The following is a 15,186-nucleotide window of genomic DNA, read 5'->3' as shown; positions in this document are numbered from 1 at the left end:
AGCCGAATAACGACCGAACCGATAAAGGCACTGGCTTTTAACACGCTGTTGAGTTCTCAAGAAACGGACACCCACCGCGCCGAACCCGCTTCCGCGGGCCCCAGCTCCGGGGCAACCCTTCTAACTTACCCGGTTCGCCGCCGCTGTCAAGCCGATCAACCAAGATCTTTTCGACGGACGGAGACTCCCCAAGTTCCCCACGCAACGACACAACAACAGACCAGAAGACCCGTCAAGATCGTTTCGTAGAGGATGCCCTGCGGGCCGGCCACCTCGCGGCGTCCTGCATCCCGTCTGGGCTTGCCATGCAAGAGTACCTCGGCCCGCAGCATGCTGCGAACCGTTTCCCTCTGCTGGCGTCCCCCGGGGCCGTCCGCCTTCCGGCGTCCCGCATCCCCTTGGGGCACGACAGAGATTAGGCAGCCTTGGACGGTCCGTCAAATCAAGAAGTCCGACCGCGGACACCTACGGTGAACTCGCAGGTCACGCCGCGTTCAATCATTCACTACAGCACTGCGTCAGTGCGGTGTCAGCCGCGCCCGGCCGAGGTAGGCGACATGTCAGCGCGGTCGCCCACGGTGGAGAACGTCACATCCACGACATGTGAAGGACAGCTCGATGGATGAAGTGATCCGTGCCGAAGGACCGCCCAGCCGCCGCCTCGGTCTCCATGTCGCGCAGCATCCAGAACCACACCAGGGCCGCGACGAGCCGCAACCCCGTCCGGGCGTGGCCGGTCTCGATCACATGCCGGAACGCGACCGTGATGTTGCCGCGCTCGGCGGCGACCCGCTCGGCCCAGCGCAGCTGGTCGCGGCGCCGCCGCTCCGGCTCAGAGCGTTCGGCGAGTTCGACCAGGTGGGCGGCGTGGGTGTCCCGGACACGCCGGGTCTCGCCCGCCTGCTCCTGCCGCTCCCCCACATAGGCGTGGACCGCATCCAGCAGGCGGTACCGGACGTCGATGCGCGCAGGACGCAGGACGCAGGGCGCGCAGGGGGCGCGGCCGCCGGCCCGCGGCCTCGCCGGGGCGGGCGGCGGCGTGCCGAACGTCGAGGGGGCCAGGATGCTGGCGCGCACAAGTCCCCTTTCCGGCGCCATTGTTTTGATGTGTGGAACGGGTGTGTCGGGTAAACGTCCGGTATGCCTAGATCACAGATCAAGGACGAGAAGACGTACCAGAAGCTCCGCGATCGGGGCGAAAGCAAGGAGAAGGCAGCGCGGATCGCGAACGCGTCGGCGGGCCAGGGGATGAAGAAGGTCGGCCGCAAGGGCGGCAAGAACCCCCCTTACAGCGACTGGACGAAGGACGAGCTCATGAAGCGGGCCCGCGAGATCGGCATCGAGGGACGGTCCTCGATGAACAAGTCGCAACTGGTGGACGCGCTGCGCAACCACTGAACCGGACCCGTCCTCGTCCGGGCCCGCTCCGATCCCGAGCGGCTCGCGGGCTCTGGTTCGCGGGCCGCTCGTGACGACGGCCGGGCGGTTCCGGTCCTCGCCGGTCCCGAGGGCGGCGAGTTGCACCTGCTCGTCCCGCCGGAAATGGAGAAGACATGAGTACGGTCGTCGACACCGCGCGCAGGCAGAAGGACGAGTACGCCGGCGATGCGGATCGTCCGCTCGGTTCGTACCTCGGCACTCTCGCCGTCTACGGGCTGACCACGGCGGCGATGGTGCTGGCGGGCCGCCGGTTGCGCGACCAGACCCCGTCCATAGGGCTCTCCGACCTGGCACTGATGACCGTCACGACGCACAAGCTGTCCCGGCTGATCGCGAAGGATCCGGTGACGAGCCCGTTGCGCGCCCCGTTCACCCGCTACTCCGGGACGTCCGGGCCGGCCGAGGTGGCGGAGGATGTGCGCGGGCGGGGCATCAGGCACGCCGTCGGGGAGCTGATCACCTGCCCGTTCTGCACGGCCCAGTGGGTCGCGACGGCCTACACGGCGGGCCTCGTGTTCGCCCCGCACGCCACGCGGCTCGCCGGCGCCACGATGACGGCGGTCGCGGGTTCGGACTGGCTGCAGCACGCCTACGCGCGGCTCCAGCAGTCCGCCAAGGGCTGATCACAGACGTCACATCCTTTACGTTTGTCCCAGATAGGACGGGTACGGCCAACCTCATGGATCTGTCATTCCTCAAGTCGCTGTACCAACATCCGGGGCCCTACGCGTCCGTCTACGCGGACCTCACCCGGACCACCGAGGACGCGCCCAAGGCCGTGGAACTGCGGTGGCGGGCGCTGCGCGCGGACCTGGAGGCCCAGAACGCCCCGCAGGACATGCTCCGCGCGATCGAGCAGACCATCGACGAGGAGATGCTGGACCGCCGCTCCGGGACCATGGTGATCTTCGCGGCGAACGGCGAGGTGGTGCACAGCGAGCGGTTCCCCGGCGCGCCCCGGACGCCCCGCGCGACCCTCGCCCCACTCCCGGACGTCCTGCCCTACCTGGCCGAACGCGGCGAGAGGTTCCCGCACATGGTGGCCGTCGTCGACCGCCGCGGCGGCGCGATCGACTGCGTCACCGCGGACGGGAAGCACCGGCACATCGACGTCGAGGGCGATGAGGACTACCCCATCCGCAAGACGAAGGCGGGCGACTGGAACCAGTCCCGGTTCCAGCGCTCGTCCGAGAACGTCTGGATGATCAACGCCAAGAAGGTCGCCCACGAGATCGACCGCGTCGCCGACAGCTGCGGCGCGGAGGCCATCGTGATCGCCGGTGACACCCGTGCCCGCACCTTTGTGCTGGAGGAGGTCTCCGAGCACGTCTTGGAGCACACCGTCGAGTCCGACAAGAACACCACCGTCGACGACCCTGACCTGGACGCCGAGCTTCGCCGCATCCTGAAGCTGAAGACGACCGAGCGCATCATGACCGTCGCCGAACGTTTCGACCGTGAACTCGCCAACGGCCAGCGTGCCGTCGCGGGCCTGCCCGCCACCGCCGAGGCCGCAAGGCAGGGCCGCGTCGAGACGCTCCTCCTGGACGAGGACCCGGATTCCACCGCCCGCCTCTGGGTCGGCCCGGACCCCGCACAGATCGCCACCACCGCCGACGAGCTCCGCGACGAGTTCGGCGTGGCCGACCCCCGCGAGGAGCGGGCGGACGCCGCCCTGGTCAGAGCGGTGGCGGCGACCGACGGTGAACTGGTCGTCCTGCCGTCCGACGGCCCCGCACCGAACCTTCACGTGGGTGCCGTGCTCCGCTACACGGCCTGACGAGCCCCGGGCGGCGAAGGAAGTGGGGGCGGTGCGTCCCGAACCTCAAGGGCATCGATCGGCGTCCGCCGGTCGGTAGGCTTCCGGTATGTCCATCGAGAGCGAGCACCGCGGTTCGGACTCGCCCTACGTGGCACGTGTGTGGCGCGGGCGCACCTCGGGCGCCGGGATCATGACCTCGGTCGCGACGTCGACCTGGGAGCTGGTCTTCTGGGAGGACGGAGGCGTCGTCCACGCGGCGGTCCGCGGGCCGGAGACGACCGTGTCCAGCGCGGAGATCACCGGTGACTCGGAGTCGTTCGGGATCACGTTCGCGCACGGCACGTCGATGCCGCACCTGCCGATGGCGGGGCTCGTCGACGGCGGCATCGAAAGCCCGCACGTGACTGAACGCACGTTCGTCCTGCGCGGCGAGGAGTGGGAGATCCCCCGCATGGACGACGCGGAGCAGTTCGTCCAGAAGCTCGTGCACGCCGGGGTGCTCACCCGTGATCCGCTCGTGGACGAGGTCGTGTGGGGCGGAATCGCCAAGGTGGGAACACGGTCGGTCCAGCGGCGGGTGTCGTCCGCGACCGGGCTCACGCAGGGCGCGATACGGCAGATCGAACGCGCCAGGGAAGCCGCGATGCTGCTCGGTGAGGGAATCGCGCCGCTCGAGGTGGTGCACCGGCTCGGCTACTACGACCAGCCGCACCTCGCGAAGGCGCTGCAACGGTTCATCGGCCGCACCGCGACGCAGCTGCGGCGGCGCGACGAGGCCGGCGACCCGATGTCGCTCCTGTACAAGACCGAGGATCCGGAGCCTTCCTAACGTGGTCTCACGCGGTGATCGACACCGCGTGAGACCGACCAGGAAGGCCCTCACGTGACCAGCGGACTTGTCACATCGGCCGACGGCACCACCATCGCCTACACGGCGTGGGGCGGCGGCGACCCGATCATCATCATCGACGGCGCGACCGCGTACCGCGCCACCACTCCCGAGAACTCGCAGACGGCCGAGCTGCTCGCCGGCGAGTTCCTCGTGATCAACTACGACCGCCGCGGGCGGGGCGAGAGCGGCGACACCCGGCCCTACGCGGTCGAGCGCGAGTTCGAGGACCTCACCGCGATCATCGAGCAGGCCGGCGGCGGCCGTCCGGCGACGGTGTTCGGCTGGTCCTCCGGCGGGCTGCTCGCACTCAACGCCGCGCAGGCCGGCGTCCCGGTCGCGCGCCTCGCGCTGTTCGAACCGCCCGTCATCGTCGACGACTCCCGTCCGCCACTGCCGGCCGACTACGTCGAGCGGCTCGACGCCGCCGTCGCCGACGGCCGCCCCGGCGACGCCGTCGCCCTGTTCATGACCGCCACCGTCGGCCTGCCGGAGGAGCTCGTCGACGGCATGCGCGAGGACGCCGACATGTGGTCCGGGCTCGAGGCGATCGCCCCCACGATCGCCTACGACGGCCGGAACGTCGGCGACACCATGTCCGGCAAGCCATTGCGCGCCGACCTCTGGAACCGGATCGACGTTCCCATCCTCGCCATGCACGGCAACGACACCTGGCCGTTCATCGCCACGGGCACGCGGGCCCTCGCCGAGCACCTGCCGACGGCGACCCTCAAGCCCGTGCCGGGCGAGAACCACAGCACCACACCCGACGTGCTCGCCGCCGCGCTGCGCGAGTTCATCAAGGAGTCCTGACATGGGAAAGATCGTGCTGACCGAGTTCATCTCCCTCGACGGCGTCGTGGAGGCGCCCGGCGGAGAGGATTTCAAGTACCCGAACTGGAGCTTCGACTTCGACCGCGGACCCGACGCCGAGAAGTTCAAGGAGGACGAATCGCTCGCGGCCGACGCGCTGCTGCTCGGACGCAAGACCTACGAGGGATTCGCCGAAGCCTGGCCGCAGTACGAGGGCGAACTCGCCGACAAGTACAACAGCATGCCGAAGTACGTCCTCTCCAGCACGCTGACCGAACCGAAGTGGAACAACACGACCGTGCTCTCCGGTGACCTGGCCGACGAGGTGTCCCGGCTCAAACGCCGGGTCGACGGCGAGATATCCGTGGCCGGGAGCATCCAGCTCGCCCAGGGGCTGCTCGCACACGACCTGGTGGACGAGATCCACCTCATGTCGTTCCCCGTCATCCTCGGCCACGGCCAGACGCTGTGGACCAAGACCTCCGACAAGACCGTGTGGAAACTGACCGAGGCCACGACGTACGGCGATGGCGTACTCGTCACCATCTACCAGCGCTCTGGGTGACGACCGGGCCGGGCCGGAACGAGAACCGCCCCGCCGCTCAGGCGAGGCACGTTCGACTTCTCAACTCAGGTGGAGCTATGGGGATTCGAACCCCAGACCTCCTCCATGCCATGGAGGCGCGCTACCAACTGCGCCATAGCCCCTCGGTCGAGGAAAAGCTTAGTGCACGCCGGGAGCGTTTCGGACACGGGCCGCGGAGGGGCGTTCCTCCGCGGCCCGTGAGAACGCGTCAGCCCTGTGTCGCTGTATAGGAGTGCCACTGGTCGTTGACCGTCGGCACATGGACCGTGAGGCTTTTGGGCCACTCGACCGGGATGCCGAGGAGCTTGTTCTCCTTGACGGTCTGGCCGGTGTCGGTGGTGTAGGTGCTGCTGAGCTCGTCCGTGGTCTGCTCCTGCGCCGCGTCCTCCTGCTGCGCCGCGTCATCCTGCGCCTGGTCCTGCTGCATCGCGTCCTGCGGCGTCTCCTCCTGCTTCTCGGCGTTCATCGAGCAGAGGGCTCGCCCGATGTCGGGCTGGTCCGGGAGCAGTTTGAAGTACGACAGGACCTTGAGCGCCTCGGCGCATTCCCCTTCGCTGTAGGTCTCTTCGGCCGGTGGCGGCGCCTCCTGGGCCGTCGCGGGCGCGGCGATCGCGGTGACGGTCGCCGCGGCCAGCGCGGCGGGCAGCAGCCGTCCGGAAATCCGGCTTCTCATCAGTCAGCCCTCATCTCGATCATGCATCGCCACAGGTGGCTGTTCCCGCATGATCGACATTCCGAAGCGCGGCCGGACGAAAGGTAGCCGCGACCATGGCCAACCTTTTAGAGCCAACATGAAGAAGGAGTGGCGTGCCCGCGTTCTCCGCGGCCACGCCACTCCCGACTCGTCTGTGGAGCTATGGGGATTCGAACCCCAGACCTCCTCCATGCCATGGAGGCGCGCTACCAACTGCGCCATAGCCCCGCCGCTGCGTGGACGTTCATCCCGCAGCGCCCCGCCAGTGTATCGGACGGGGGAGGCTGGTCTCGAATCGTTTCCGGCTCAGGTTCCGGCGTCGGGGCGGTCGTCGCTGAGGACGGGCTCGGGGAGGGTGCCGGCGTTGTGTTCGGCGAGGCGCCAGCCGCCGTCGCGCATTTCGGTGATGACGGACCAGCAGCAGTTGGACAGGCCCCCGAGGCGTTCCCATGTCTCTTCGGGGAGGCGCAGGAGGTGGGACATGCCGAGGCGCAGCGCGGCGCCGTGGGAGGCGACGACGAGCTGGCCGGTGGGCGGCAGGTCGTCCAGCGCGCGTTCCAGGGCGGCGCCGACGCGTTTGGCCACCTGGGCGCTGGTCTCACCGCCGGGGGGCTGCCAGGCGGCGTGTTCCGCCGGGTAGCGTTCCCGGATCTCGCGGGCGGTGAGGCCCTCCCAGGCGCCGCCGTCGCGTTCGATGAGGTCCCTGTCGTGGCGGACGGGGAGCCCGGTGATGTCGGCGAGGGCCTGGGCGGTGTCGGCGGCCCGGCGGAGGGGGGACGCGAGCAGGGCGGTGGGGCGGAGCCCGGCGAGGAGCCGGGCGGCGCGCCGGGCCTGCTGTACACCGGTCTCGTCGAGCGGGATGTCGGTCTTGCCCTGGAAGCGGCGTTCGACGTTCCAGGCGGTCTGGCCGTGCCGCCAGAGCACGAGCCGCCGCCTGCCGGGTTCCCGGCTGGGGCGTGCGTCACTCACTCGGGCTCCCGACGGCGCGGGTCCGGTGGTTCTGGTGGGCGGTGACGCTTTCGGGCAGGTCGAGGAGGGGGCAGTCTTTCCAGAGCCGTTCGAGGGCGTAGAACATGCGGTCTTCTTCGTGCTGGATGTGCACGATGATGTCCGCGTAGTCCAGCAGCACCCAGCGGCCTTCGCGCTCGCCTTCGCGGCGGACGGGCTTGGCGTCGCCCTCTTCGCGGAGGCGCCGCTCGACTTCGTCGACGATGGCGCGGACCTGGCGGTCGCTGGGGGCCGAGCAGAGCACGAACGCGTCGGTGATGACGAGCTGCTCGCTCACGTCGTAGGCAAGAATGTCGTCGGCCAGCTTGTCGCCCGCCGCCTCGGCGGCGATCCGGACGAGCTGCGCCGCCCTCTCGGATGCGGTCACGATGCGCTCGCGATCCTCCCTGTAGGGGTCGTCTCCGCTAACACCTTCTCATGCGCGGCGGTTCACTGACCTCTTTGTCGCTGTTCGACCGCGATGCTGATGCGGCCCTGCCCTTTCCAGGGTATGCGGCGGGTCATTCCCCCGGGGCGACGCGGTAGAGGTCGCGCTTGTTGATGTACTGGACGATCCCGTCCGGGACCAGGTACCAGATGGGTTCGCCGGAGCGGACGCGGTCGCGGCATTCGGTGGACGAGATCGAAAGCGCGGGGACCTCCATGAGGGACACCCCGCCGTTCGGGAGGCCGGGGTCGGCGAGCCGGTGGCCGGGGCGGGTGACGCCGACGAAGTGCGCCAGTTCGAACAGTTCGTCGGTGTCGTGCCAGGTCAGCATCTTCTCCAGCGCGTCGGCGCCGGTGATGAAGAACAGGTCGGCGTCCGGGCCCTGGATCTCGCGCATGTCGCGGAGCGTGTCGACGGTGTAGGTGGGGCCGGGGCGGTCGATGTCGACGCGGCTGACGGAGAAGCGGGGGTTGGACGCGGTCGCGATCACGGCCATGAGGTACCGGTCCTCCGCGGCGGTGATCCTGCGGTCCTCCTTGTGGGAGGACAGGCCGGTGGGCACGAAGACGACCTCGTCGAGCGAGTAGAAGTGCGCCACCTCGCTCGCGGCCACGAGGTGGCCGTGGTGGATCGGGTCGAACGTGCCGCCCATGATCCCCAGCCGCCGCTTTTGCGTCATGACGACGAGAATAGCCAGCGGGGCCGTGGCCCGTAACGTCCGGGCGGGAGTCGGGCCAGGCCGGAGCCGGGGCCAGGCGGGAGGCGGGCCGGGCAGGCGCGGTCAGGCCAGGCCGGGCAGCGGCGGCCGGCCGTCCTCCCAGGAGACGACGCGGACGGCCTTGCCGACCTCGACCCGCGGCACGGTGCCCTCCGGCAGGACGAACACCTCGGCGGTCAGCCCGAGCGACTGGTGGAGGCCGCGGATGAGCTCGTCCCTCGGGTCGCCCGACAGCGCCTCGCAGGCGACGAGGAGGCGGACGGCCGGCGCGCGGCGGTCGACGACGAGCTGGTAGTGCGGCCGGACGAGCCCCGATCCGAGCAGGACGCGCTCGACCTCGCTCGGATACACGTTGACGCCCCGCACGACGATCATGTCGTCGGCGCGGCCGAGGACCTTGCTCATCCGGACCAGGGTCCGCCCGCAGTTGCATTCGCCGCGGTCCAGGGACGCGATGTCGCCCGTCCGGTAGCGCAGCAGGGGCAGCGCCTGCTTGGTCGGCGTCGTGAACACCAGTTCGCCGGGTGTGCCGTCCTCGACCGGGTCGCCCGTCTCGGGGTCGACGGCCTCGACGATGAAGTGGTCCTCGTTGACGTGCAGTCCGTTCTGCTCCAGGCATTCGGTGGCGACGCCGGGCCCGATGACCTCCGAGAGCCCGTAGATGTCCATCGCCTTGATCGGCAGGACCTGTTCGATGGCGGTGCGCAGTTCCTCCGACCACGGCTCGGCCCCGAACAGCCCGGCCTTCAGCGCGTGCGGTTCGGCGCCCGCCTCGGCGAGGGCCTCCCCGAGACGGAGTGCGTAGGCGGGTGTGCAGGTCAGGACGTCCGCCCGGAGGTCGGTGAGCATCCGGACCTGCCGGTCGGTCATCCCTCCCGACATCGGCACGACGGTCGCGCCGAGCGCCACGGCCCCCTGGTGGATCCCGATCCCGCCGGTGAACAGCCCGTAGCCGTAGGCGTTGTGGACGATGCTGCCCGGCGAGGCGCCCGCGCACGACAGTGAACGCGCGCACATCGCCGCCCACAGGTCGAGGTCGGCCTTGGTGTAGGCGACCAGCGTCGGGCGTCCCCGTGTGCCGCTGGAGCCGTGCACGGCGGCGACCTGGTCGCGCGGGACGGCGAGCATCCCGAACGGGTAGTTGTCCCACAGGTCCTGCTTGGTGGTGAACGGGAGGTCCCGGAGCCCGGCGAGCGTCACGTCGGAGCCGCCGGCGACACCGGCGTCCTTGAGCCGCCGCCCCTGCACGCCGCCCGCCGCGAGCAGCCGGTCGACCAGCCCCCACAGGCGGTGCCGCTGCAGCGCGGCGCGCTCGTCCGGGGACATCGCCTCGGCTTTCGGGTCGAACATGGGTCGCCTCCCGGGCGGGGCCAGAGCCGGACGGGGGTCCCCCGGCGGGGAACCCTGTGGCGCGGTGGTTCGTCGGAACTACCATGCCAGACATGACGGAGAACACACCGGATCGAGCACGTACGCGGTTCCCGGGGATCAGTTCCCGGGCTTACGAACACCCGGCTGACCGATCGGCGCTGGTGGCGCTGCGCTCGCTGTCCGGTTTCGATGTCGTGCTGCGCAAGATGTCGGGACTCATCAACGAGCGGTCGCTGAGGCTGATGTTCCTCGGCGGGACGGTGCGCGTGGGCGAGGACCAGTTCCGCCACATCTACGACATGGTGCGGGACGCGTCCTACGTCCTCGACATGCCGGAGGTACCGGAGCTGTACGTCCGGCAGGACCCGACGCCGAACGCGATGGCGCTCGGCTCCGACCACCCTTTCATCGTGCTGAACACCGGGCTGATCGACCTGCTGGACGACGAGGAGCTGCGCTTCGTCGTCGGGCACGAGGTCGGGCACATCCTGTCCGGGCACGTCGTGTACCAGACGATGATGCAGATCCTGCTGCAGCTCGGGTCGCGGCTCGCGTGGCTGCCGCTCGGCAACATCGGCATCGCGGCGATCATCATCGGGCTGCGGGAGTGGTTCCGGAAGGCGGAGCTGTCGTCGGACCGGGCGGGCCTGCTGGTCGGCCAGGACCTGGACGCGGCGAAGCGGGTGAACATGAAGCTCGCCGGAGGCGTCAAGCTCAGCGAGATGAGCACCGAGGCGTTCCTGCAGCAGGCCCGCGAGTACGACGCGGCCGGCGATGTGCGGGACGGCATCCTGAAGTTCCTGAACCTGCTCGGGCAGTCGCATCCGTTCGCGGTGATCCGGTTCGCCGAGATCGACCGGTGGGCGCACAGCGGCGAGTACGAGCGGATCCTCGCCGGGGACTACCTGCGCCGCGACGGCGACGGAGACGCGTCGGTCAGCGACGGGGTCAAGGAGGCCGCCAGGTCCTATCGGGAGTCGTGGGAGCGGACGGCGGACCCGTTCGTGGGCAAGGTCCGCGACATGGCGGACGCGGCGGCGGGCGCGGCCGGCGGGCTGTTCGACCGCTTCGCCCGCCGGGACAACGGGCCGACGGACCGCGGCTGAGACCGTTCGGCCGAGGGCCGTCGCGACACGGACGCGGCGGCCCTTCCGCGTCCCCGGCCGGCCGGACGTGGCGGACCGTCCCTAGAACGGTGCGGGGACGAGGAGCTCGACGTTGCGGTCGGCGGCCTCGCCGCGGCGGTTCGAGTCGCGGTCCTGCCAGTCGTTGCCCGCCAGCTCGCGGGACAGCGACGCGAGCCGGACCGGGTCGGTGAGGCGGCCGCCGTAGGACGCCGGGCCCGCCGAGTCCAGGATCGTCGCGAAGATCGACAGTGTGCCGTCGCCGTTGTCGGCGAGTTCGACGATGCGGCTCTGCTGCGGGAAGTCGATGTGCGCGGCCGTGTTCACCTCCCAGAAACCCCCGCCGCCCTGGCGGGCGTGCGGGATGACCTCGTTGCGGTGCGTGTGGCCGTTCACCCACAGGATCACGTTCGGGTGGCGCAGCAGGAGCGCCTTGACCTCGTCGCCGAGGACGCGGTCGCCGCCGAGGCCGTTCTCCATGGAACTGATGGGGTGGTGGCTGAACAGGACGAACAGGCGATCCTTCGCGGCGTGCCTGACGACCGAGCCGTCCGCGGCGAAGTAGCGGCTGCTGCCCGCCTTCAGTTGCGACTCCAGCCACGCGAACTGCGCCTTGTCGAGCGAACCCTCGGAGTAGCCGTTCTGGTTGACGGTGTCGAGGACGAGGCCGCGCACGATGCCCTTGTCGAACGCGTAGTAGGCCGTCCCGTCGCGGAGGTTGGCCCACGTGAAGCCGTGCCCGCGCAGCGGCTTGCTCGTCTTGAAGTGCTCGGCGACGACCTCGCCGCGCGACAGCATCCGCCGGTTCCAGTCGGGCGTGACGGGACGGAACAGGCCGCCGGCGGCGCCCTGCTCGCGGCTGAGGCGGACGAGTTCGGCGGCGTCGCCCTCGCTGACCATGCGGGCGAGGCGCTCGGCCTGGCCGCTGTCCGCCGGGGCACCGATCTTGATGCCGCCGGTGGCGAGGCCCGAGATGAGCGGGTTGACCGGCAGGTTGCCCTGGATGAGGCCGTCGTGGTTGCCGAACACGGCGTACCACGGCGAGTTCAGCCCGGTCGCCTGGAACGGCCTGCGAGCGGCGTCGATCAGGCCCTTCACGCGGGGGAAGCCGTACTTGGCGATCGCGACGTCGGTCTCGGCGCCGGGCGGCGGCCCCTCGGGATGCCAGTACGCGCGGTCGTAGGACGCCCAGTCCATGACGCCCTCGTACCGGTTCGGGTCGCCGGAGTCGGGGCTGACGCGCTCGCCGTCCAGCAGGTCGATGATCCAGCGGACCTCGTTGTACTGGGCGTTGTCGGTGGTGTCGCCGGTGTTGATGGTGAACGCCAGGTTCAGGCCGGTCGCCGGTCCGCGCCCGACCCTGTTCACCGCCTGCACCATCGCCTCGCCGACGTGGGTCGACAGGATCTCCTGCGGACGGTACCCGCCCTCGGGGAACCCGCTGATGACGTCCCTGAAGCGGTCGATGAACTCGACGCGGGCCGGGGACTGCGCGTCGAGAACGTGCACGTCGGTGAGATGCCCGAAGGCCAGGACGCCGCGGCGGGTGGCGGCGCGCCGCGCGGCGGCGGTGCCGCCGAGGTCGCGGCGCAGCAGGTGCGGCTCGCCCGGCCCGGTGATCACGGGACGGTACCCGCCCGCGCCCGCGGCGCCGAGCACGTACGTCCGGTCGATGGTGGTTCCGGCGGCGGGGCCGCGCAGCGCGGGGGCGGCCGCGGCGGCGGGACGCGCCGGGAACGCGGTCAGTCCGGTGGTGGCGATCCCGGCGCCGAGGGCGGCGCCCTTCAGGACACGGCGGCGGCTGTACTCACGAGTCACAATCGTGAATCAGACCACACCCCACAACGTGACATCAATGGCAAAAATGTCACAACTTGCTCCGCGTCGTGTCGGGCAAGGTGTCAGCCGCGCAGATGGCCCTCACCGGTCACCACGTACTTGGTGGACGTCAGCTCCGGAAGCCCCATCGGGCCGCGGGCGTGCAGCTTCTGCGTCGAGATGCCGATCTCCGCGCCGAAACCGAACTCCTCGCCGTCGGTGAAACGCGTCGAGGCGTTCACCATCACGGCCGCCGAGTCGACCAGGGCGACGAAACGCTTCGCGGCGGGCTGGGACGTCGTGACGATCGACTCGGTGTGGCCCGAGCCGTACCGGCGGATGTGGGCGACGGCGTCCTCAAGGGAGTCCACGACGCGTCCGGCGATGTCGAGCGAGAGGTACTCGGCGCGCCAGTCGTCCTCGGTCGCCTCCACCACGTCCTGGCCGTACGACCGCATGCGGTCATCACCGTGCACCGTGACCCCGGCGTCCTTCAGCGCCTCAAGCGCGCGCGGGACGAACGTGTCGGCGATGTCGGCGTGCACCAGGAAGGTCTCTGCGGCGTTGCACACCGACGGACGCTGCGTCTTGGAGTTCAGCAGCACGTCCACGGCCATGTCGACGTCGGCGGCGGCGTCCACGTACACCGCGCAGTTCCCCACGCCCGTCTCGATCACCGGGACGGTCGACTCCTCCACCACCGAGTTGATCAGTGATGCGCCGCCGCGCGGGATCAGCACGTCCACCAGGCCGCGCGCCCGCATCAGGTGCTTCACCGACTCGCGGGACGTGCCCGGCACGAGCTGGACCGCGTCCGGCGGAACCTCGGTCCCGGCCAGCGCGCCCTGCATCACCGCGACCAGCGCCGTGTTCGAGTCGTACGCCGACGACGACCCCCGCAGCAGCGCCGCGTTCCCGCTCTTCAGGCACAACGCGGCGGCGTCCACGGTCACGTTCGGCCGGCCCTCGTAGATCATCCCGACGACGCCGAGCGGCACCCGCACCTGCCGCAGCTCCAGCCCGTTCGGCAGCACGCTCCCGCGCAGCGACTCCCCCACCGGGTCCGGCAGCGCGGCGACCTGCCGGACGGCCTCGGCGATCGCGGCGATCCGCTCCCCCGACAGGCTCAGCCGGTCGATCATGTACTCGGAGGTGCCGTTCTCACGGGCCCGCGCGACATCGCCCTCGTTCGCCTTGACGATCTCCGGCGCGGCGGTGACCAGCGCGTCCGCGATCCGGTGCAGCGCCGCGTCCTTCACCGCACGCGGCAGCGGCGCCAGCACGGCCGCGGCCTCCCTGCCGCGCCCCGCCACCCGCAGGAACTCCTCGCGCTCCGCCTCGCTCATCGCACGTCCCTCTCTCGTCCACTTACGGCGTGTCGTCGTCATGCGTGCGCGTGGAACGGCGGCACGCCGCGACTCAACGTTCGTCGGTCAGGACCACCAGGTGGTCTCTGTGGATTATTTCGCGTTCGTACCCGGCGCCCAGTTCCCTCGCCAGCCAGCGCGTCGAGCGTCCCATCAGCTCGGGGATCTCGGACGCGTCGTAGTTCACCAGGCCGCGCGCGACGACGTGACCGGCGGTGTCGCACAGGTCGACGGGGTCGCCCGCGGCGAAGTCGCCGTCCACGCCCGTGACACCGGCGGGGAGCAGCGACGTGCGGCGCCGCACGACCGCCTCGACCGCGCCGGGGTCCAGCATGACGCGCCCCTGGCCGGTGGTGGCATGAGCGAGCCACAGGTTCCGCGTCGACATGCGGCGTCCCTCGGCCGGGTGGAACAGGGTCCCGACCTGATCGCCGGCGAGCGCCTGCGCGGCCGACGCGGCGTTCGTCAGCACCACCGGGATGCCCGCGATCCGGGCCGCCTCGACCTTGGTGACCATTCCGCCGGTGCCGACGCGTCCCGAACGGCCGAGCTCGACGTCCTTCAGGTCGTCCGGCCCGCGGACGTCGCCGACGCGGCGGGCGCCGGGCCGGCGCGGGTCGCCGGTGTAGAGGGCGTCCACGTCCGACAGGAGGATCAGCGCGTCCGCGCGGGTCAGGTGCGCGACGAGCGCGGCGAGGCGGTCGTTGTCGCCGAACCGGATCTCGTCGGTGGCGACGGTGTCGTTCTCGTTCACGATCGGCAGGATGCCGAGGGCAAGGAGCTGCGCGAGCGTGCGCTGCGCGTTGCGGTGATGCGAGCGGCGCATCATGTCGTCGGCGGTCAGCAGCACCTGCCCGACCGTCAGCGCGTACCGGGTGAACGACGCGGTGTAGCGGGCGAACAGCAGGCCCTGCCCGACGCTCGCCGCCGCCTGCTGGGTCGCGAGGTCCCGGGGGCGGCGGGTCAGCCCCAGCGGCCCGAGCCCGGCGGCGATCGCGCCGGACGAGACGAAGACGATCTCGGTGCCGTCCGCGCGGCGGGCGGCCAGCACGTCCACCAGCGCGTCGATGCGGCCCGCGTCGATCGCGCCCTCCGGCGTGGTGAGCGACGACGACCCCGCCTTCACCACGATCCGCCGGGCCTTCGCGACCGCCTCGCGCTCGCTCATG

At 70.5% G+C, this 15,186-nt stretch carries 16 protein-coding genes and 2 tRNA genes; 7 read left to right on the top strand and 11 right to left on the bottom strand.

Annotation, left to right across the window (positions count from 1 at the left end; genetic code table 11):
* Positions 1 to 588 precede the first annotated feature (588 nt).
* The gene (locus ACGFIS_RS33855; protein ID WP_392973669.1) at positions 589 to 1,077 is read right to left on the bottom strand and encodes a hypothetical protein; all 489 of its coding nucleotides are present in this window, start codon (positions 1,075 to 1,077) and stop codon (positions 589 to 591) included.
* A 63-nt stretch (positions 1,078 to 1,140) separates the two neighbouring features.
* On the opposite strand from ACGFIS_RS33855, the gene ACGFIS_RS33850 reads away from it, so the two are divergent.
* The 6 genes from ACGFIS_RS33850 to ACGFIS_RS33825 all read left to right on the top strand — a co-directional run bounded on the left by ACGFIS_RS33850 (position 1,141) and on the right by ACGFIS_RS33825 (position 5,469).
* Positions 1,141 to 1,398, top strand: coding sequence for a Rho termination factor (locus ACGFIS_RS33850; protein WP_392906004.1), 258 nt, complete (start codon positions 1,141 to 1,143; stop codon positions 1,396 to 1,398).
* A 155-nt stretch (positions 1,399 to 1,553) separates the two neighbouring features.
* Positions 1,554 to 2,063, top strand: a complete 510-nt coding sequence (locus ACGFIS_RS33845) for a DUF1360 domain-containing protein (RefSeq protein ID WP_392973667.1) — start codon at positions 1,554 to 1,556, stop codon at positions 2,061 to 2,063.
* A gap of 56 nt (positions 2,064 to 2,119) precedes the next feature.
* A complete protein-coding gene (locus tag ACGFIS_RS33840; protein WP_392906007.1) occupies positions 2,120 to 3,220 on the top strand; it encodes a Vms1/Ankzf1 family peptidyl-tRNA hydrolase in 1,101 nt (366 codons plus the stop codon).
* 88 nt (positions 3,221 to 3,308) lie between these two features.
* Positions 3,309 to 4,031 carry a helix-turn-helix domain-containing protein gene (locus ACGFIS_RS33835; protein WP_392906008.1) on the top strand — a complete coding sequence of 241 codons (723 nt, stop codon included), beginning with the start codon at positions 3,309 to 3,311 and terminating at the stop codon, positions 4,029 to 4,031.
* Positions 4,032 to 4,085: 54 nt separating this feature from the next.
* Positions 4,086 to 4,904: an alpha/beta fold hydrolase gene (locus tag ACGFIS_RS33830; RefSeq protein ID WP_392973665.1), complete on the top strand. Its 819-nt coding sequence runs from the start codon at positions 4,086 to 4,088 to the stop codon at positions 4,902 to 4,904.
* 1 nt (position 4,905) lies between these two features.
* Positions 4,906 to 5,469, top strand: coding sequence for a dihydrofolate reductase family protein (locus ACGFIS_RS33825; protein WP_392906010.1), 564 nt, complete (start codon positions 4,906 to 4,908; stop codon positions 5,467 to 5,469).
* 70 nt (positions 5,470 to 5,539) lie between these two features.
* Here ACGFIS_RS33825 and ACGFIS_RS33820 read toward each other — a convergent pair.
* The 7 genes from ACGFIS_RS33820 to ACGFIS_RS33790 form a co-directional block, all read right to left on the bottom strand.
* Positions 5,540 to 5,612: transfer RNA gene (locus ACGFIS_RS33820), tRNA-Ala, on the bottom strand.
* Positions 5,613 to 5,698: 86 nt separating this feature from the next.
* The gene (locus ACGFIS_RS33815; RefSeq protein ID WP_392906012.1) at positions 5,699 to 6,163 is read right to left on the bottom strand and encodes a hypothetical protein; all 465 of its coding nucleotides are present in this window, start codon (positions 6,161 to 6,163) and stop codon (positions 5,699 to 5,701) included.
* Positions 6,164 to 6,339: 176 nt separating this feature from the next.
* Positions 6,340 to 6,412 (bottom strand) — tRNA-Ala (locus ACGFIS_RS33810).
* 78 nt (positions 6,413 to 6,490) lie between these two features.
* Complete coding sequence (locus ACGFIS_RS33805; RefSeq protein ID WP_392906013.1) at positions 6,491 to 7,153, bottom strand: histidine phosphatase family protein; 663 nt, start codon at positions 7,151 to 7,153, stop codon at positions 6,491 to 6,493.
* Entirely contained in the window at positions 7,146 to 7,559 is a 414-nt protein-coding gene (gene rsfS, locus ACGFIS_RS33800) for a ribosome silencing factor (RefSeq protein ID WP_392906015.1), read from the bottom strand. The genes ACGFIS_RS33805 and rsfS overlap by 8 nt, the downstream gene beginning before the upstream one ends.
* A 133-nt stretch (positions 7,560 to 7,692) precedes the next feature.
* Positions 7,693 to 8,298, bottom strand: a complete 606-nt coding sequence (gene nadD, locus ACGFIS_RS33795) for a nicotinate-nucleotide adenylyltransferase (RefSeq protein ID WP_392906017.1) — start codon at positions 8,296 to 8,298, stop codon at positions 7,693 to 7,695.
* Positions 8,299 to 8,400: 102 nt separating this feature from the next.
* On the bottom strand, positions 8,401 to 9,687 hold the full coding sequence (locus ACGFIS_RS33790; protein ID WP_392973663.1) for a phenylacetate--CoA ligase family protein: 1,287 nt from the start codon (positions 9,685 to 9,687) through the stop codon (positions 8,401 to 8,403).
* A 92-nt stretch (positions 9,688 to 9,779) separates the two neighbouring features.
* On the opposite strand from ACGFIS_RS33790, the gene ACGFIS_RS33785 reads away from it, so the two are divergent.
* The gene (locus ACGFIS_RS33785) at positions 9,780 to 10,814 is read left to right on the top strand and encodes a M48 family metallopeptidase (RefSeq protein WP_392906021.1); all 1,035 of its coding nucleotides are present in this window, start codon (positions 9,780 to 9,782) and stop codon (positions 10,812 to 10,814) included.
* Positions 10,815 to 10,895: 81 nt separating this feature from the next.
* Here the strand turns inward: ACGFIS_RS33785 and ACGFIS_RS33780 are convergent, their stop codons facing one another.
* The 3 genes from ACGFIS_RS33780 to proB all read right to left on the bottom strand — a co-directional run bounded on the left by ACGFIS_RS33780 (position 10,896) and on the right by proB (position 15,185).
* Positions 10,896 to 12,650 carry a TIGR03767 family metallophosphoesterase gene (locus tag ACGFIS_RS33780; RefSeq protein WP_392906022.1) on the bottom strand — a complete coding sequence of 585 codons (1,755 nt, stop codon included), beginning with the start codon at positions 12,648 to 12,650 and terminating at the stop codon, positions 10,896 to 10,898.
* 83 nt (positions 12,651 to 12,733) lie between these two features.
* Positions 12,734 to 13,996: a glutamate-5-semialdehyde dehydrogenase gene (locus ACGFIS_RS33775; protein WP_392906024.1), complete on the bottom strand. Its 1,263-nt coding sequence runs from the start codon at positions 13,994 to 13,996 to the stop codon at positions 12,734 to 12,736.
* A 73-nt stretch (positions 13,997 to 14,069) separates the two neighbouring features.
* Complete coding sequence (gene proB / locus ACGFIS_RS33770; RefSeq protein ID WP_392906026.1) at positions 14,070 to 15,185, bottom strand: glutamate 5-kinase; 1,116 nt, start codon at positions 15,183 to 15,185, stop codon at positions 14,070 to 14,072.
* Position 15,186: the final 1 nt, after the last annotated feature.

Origin of the sequence: Spirillospora sp. NPDC048824, assembly GCF_043198455.1 — a bacterium.
Classification (GTDB): Bacteria; Actinomycetota; Actinomycetes; order Streptosporangiales; family Streptosporangiaceae; genus Spirillospora.
Note: the sequence above shows the minus strand (reverse complement) of the source record. Positions and strands in the feature narration are given on the sequence as shown.

Excerpts from the sequence above, each read along its gene's own strand:
- nadD (WP_392906017.1), bottom strand. The coding sequence starts at position 8,298 with ATGACGCAAAAGCGGCGGCTGGGGATCATGGGCGGCACGTTCGACCCG.
- ACGFIS_RS33815 (WP_392906012.1), bottom strand. The coding sequence starts at position 6,163 with ATGAGAAGCCGGATTTCCGGACGGCTGCTGCCCGCCGCGCTGGCCGCG.
- ACGFIS_RS33845 (WP_392973667.1), top strand. The coding sequence starts at position 1,554 with ATGAGTACGGTCGTCGACACCGCGCGCAGGCAGAAGGACGAGTACGCC.
- ACGFIS_RS33775 (WP_392906024.1), bottom strand. The coding sequence starts at position 13,996 with ATGAGCGAGGCGGAGCGCGAGGAGTTCCTGCGGGTGGCGGGGCGCGGC.
- ACGFIS_RS33840 (WP_392906007.1), top strand. The coding sequence starts at position 2,120 with ATGGATCTGTCATTCCTCAAGTCGCTGTACCAACATCCGGGGCCCTAC.
- ACGFIS_RS33850 (WP_392906004.1), top strand. The coding sequence starts at position 1,141 with ATGCCTAGATCACAGATCAAGGACGAGAAGACGTACCAGAAGCTCCGC.
- ACGFIS_RS33790 (WP_392973663.1), bottom strand. The coding sequence starts at position 9,687 with ATGTTCGACCCGAAAGCCGAGGCGATGTCCCCGGACGAGCGCGCCGCG.
- ACGFIS_RS33825 (WP_392906010.1), top strand. The coding sequence starts at position 4,906 with ATGGGAAAGATCGTGCTGACCGAGTTCATCTCCCTCGACGGCGTCGTG.
- ACGFIS_RS33835 (WP_392906008.1), top strand. The coding sequence starts at position 3,309 with ATGTCCATCGAGAGCGAGCACCGCGGTTCGGACTCGCCCTACGTGGCA.
- ACGFIS_RS33785 (WP_392906021.1), top strand. The coding sequence starts at position 9,780 with ATGACGGAGAACACACCGGATCGAGCACGTACGCGGTTCCCGGGGATC.
- proB (WP_392906026.1), bottom strand. The coding sequence starts at position 15,185 with ATGAGCGAGCGCGAGGCGGTCGCGAAGGCCCGGCGGATCGTGGTGAAG.